Here is a 1,557-nt window from a genome sequence, read left to right as displayed (position 1 = left end):
CAGCGCCAGATCGCGGCGGAGCAGCAGGATCAGCGGCCCGCTCATGCCGCGTAGTCCGCAAGCGCGAGTTCGTTCTTGCCCGGGACCGCAAGCGGCTGGTGTGACGCGATGACGGCGATGCCACCGCCGGCACAATGTCCGGCAATGACCTCGCCGACGAGCACAGCGGCGGCACTGTCCAGCCCGTTCAGCGGCTCGTCGAGCAGCCAGATCGGCGCACGCTGGCCGATCAGCCGCGCCAATGCCGCGCGCTTCTTCTGGCCGGTGGAGAGATAGCGAACCGGGACGTCGAGCAGTTCGGCGAGGCCGAGGCGGGCGGTGGTGGCGGCTTGTCCGGCGGCCGGCGAGCGGTCGATGCTGGCCCAGAAGCCGAGCGCCTTGCCCAGCGGCAGCGCCGGGTCGAGCGCCGGGCGCTCGTCGATCAGTCCGATCATGCCGGCCCGCTCGACAGTGCCGGCATAGGGCCGCGCCAGCCCGGCCAGCAGCCGCAGCAGGCTCGACTTGCCGATGCCATTGGCGCCGAGCACATGCAGCGCGGCACCGGGGCGCAGGTCGAGCGAAAGTCCGGCGAACAGCACCCGGTCACCGCGGCGGCAAGCGAGGTCGCGCGCGGTCAGGCGCGCTTTGCCATCGGGGCCGGGATCGCCTGCTTGCTTGGGGGCGGGCGATAGGGGAAACCGGGGGGGCTGCCAAGGTTGAGGAGTCGGTGATGGCAATTGCACAGTTGAGCGAAACGGAAATCGGCGCGGCTCTGGCCGAACTGCCGGGATGGTGCCTGCGCACAGATGGCCTGGCGATCGAGCGGCGGTTTACATTTGCCGACTTTTCCGAGGCATTCGGCTTCATGGCGCGGGTGGCGCTGGCGGCGGAGAAGGCCGACCACCACCCCGAATGGGCAAACGTGTGGAACCGCGTCGACGTGACGCTGACCACGCACGACGCCGGCGGGTTGAGCGCGCGCGACGTTCAACTGGCGCGGGCGATGGATGCGATGGCCAAATCCGGGGCCTGACCGGCCCTTTTCTTCGGCGCCGCAAATCCCCATATTCACGTCACTAGAGGAGACCCCCAATGACCGACAAGCTCCCTGAAACCGAAGCCGAATGGCGCGAGAAGCTGACCCCCGAGCAATACCATGTGCTGCGCGAACACGGCACCGAACGCGCGTTCACCGGCAAGTACGAGAGCAACAAGGCGCCCGGCATGTACTTCTGCGCCGGCTGCGGCGCGCCGCTGTTCAGCTCGGACAAGAAGTACAATTCGGGCTCTGGCTGGCCGAGCTATACCGATCCGGTTGCCCCCGACGCGGTCGAGGAATTGCGCGACGTCACGCACGGCATGGTCCGCACCGAAGTGCGCTGCGCAAAATGCGAAGGCCATCTTGGCCATGTCTTTCCTGATGGCCCCGGACCCACGGGCTTGCGCTATTGCATCAACAGCGCCTCCTTGGACTTCAAGCCGAAGGATTGACCCCATCATCCTCCCGGAAGCGACCCTTCGGGGAGGATAACTCTGCGTGGCCTTTGCGGGCCTTGTTAACGCTGTGTTATGCATCGC

The 1,557-nt window shown here is 67.1% G+C and carries 3 protein-coding genes; 2 read left to right on the top strand and 1 reads right to left on the bottom strand.

Annotated features, from left to right (window positions below; translation table 11 throughout):
* Positions 1–41 precede the first annotated feature (41 nt).
* Positions 42–617, bottom strand: a complete 576-nt coding sequence (gene ccmA / locus RMO89_RS14235) for a heme ABC exporter ATP-binding protein CcmA (RefSeq protein ID WP_310533906.1) — start codon at positions 615–617, stop codon at positions 42–44.
* Positions 618–709: 92 nt separating this feature from the next.
* Here ccmA and RMO89_RS14230 point away from each other — a divergent pair, with 92 nt between their 5' ends.
* Together RMO89_RS14230 and msrB are read left to right on the top strand one after the other, a co-directional pair.
* Positions 710–1,012 (top strand): 4a-hydroxytetrahydrobiopterin dehydratase, encoded by a 303-nt coding sequence (locus RMO89_RS14230; protein ID WP_310533905.1) that lies wholly within the window; start codon positions 710–712, stop codon positions 1,010–1,012.
* A 59-nt stretch (positions 1,013–1,071) separates the two neighbouring features.
* Positions 1,072–1,470 (top strand): peptide-methionine (R)-S-oxide reductase MsrB, encoded by a 399-nt coding sequence (gene msrB / locus RMO89_RS14225; RefSeq protein WP_310533904.1) that lies wholly within the window; start codon positions 1,072–1,074, stop codon positions 1,468–1,470.
* Positions 1,471–1,557 lie beyond the last annotated feature (87 nt).

The sequence above is a fragment of the Novosphingobium sp. genome, from assembly GCF_031424035.1.
Taxonomy (GTDB): Bacteria; Pseudomonadota; Alphaproteobacteria; order Sphingomonadales; family Sphingomonadaceae; genus Novosphingobium.
The sequence above is the reverse complement of the archived record's forward strand: the minus strand, read 5'-3'. Positions and strand labels throughout refer to the sequence as shown.

What these genes read in the sequence shown, in the direction of transcription:
- RMO89_RS14230 (WP_310533905.1), top strand. Translation starts at nt 710, where the DNA reads ATGGCAATTGCACAGTTGAGCGAAACGGAAATCGGCGCGGCTCTGGCC.
- msrB (WP_310533904.1), top strand. Translation starts at nt 1,072, where the DNA reads ATGACCGACAAGCTCCCTGAAACCGAAGCCGAATGGCGCGAGAAGCTG.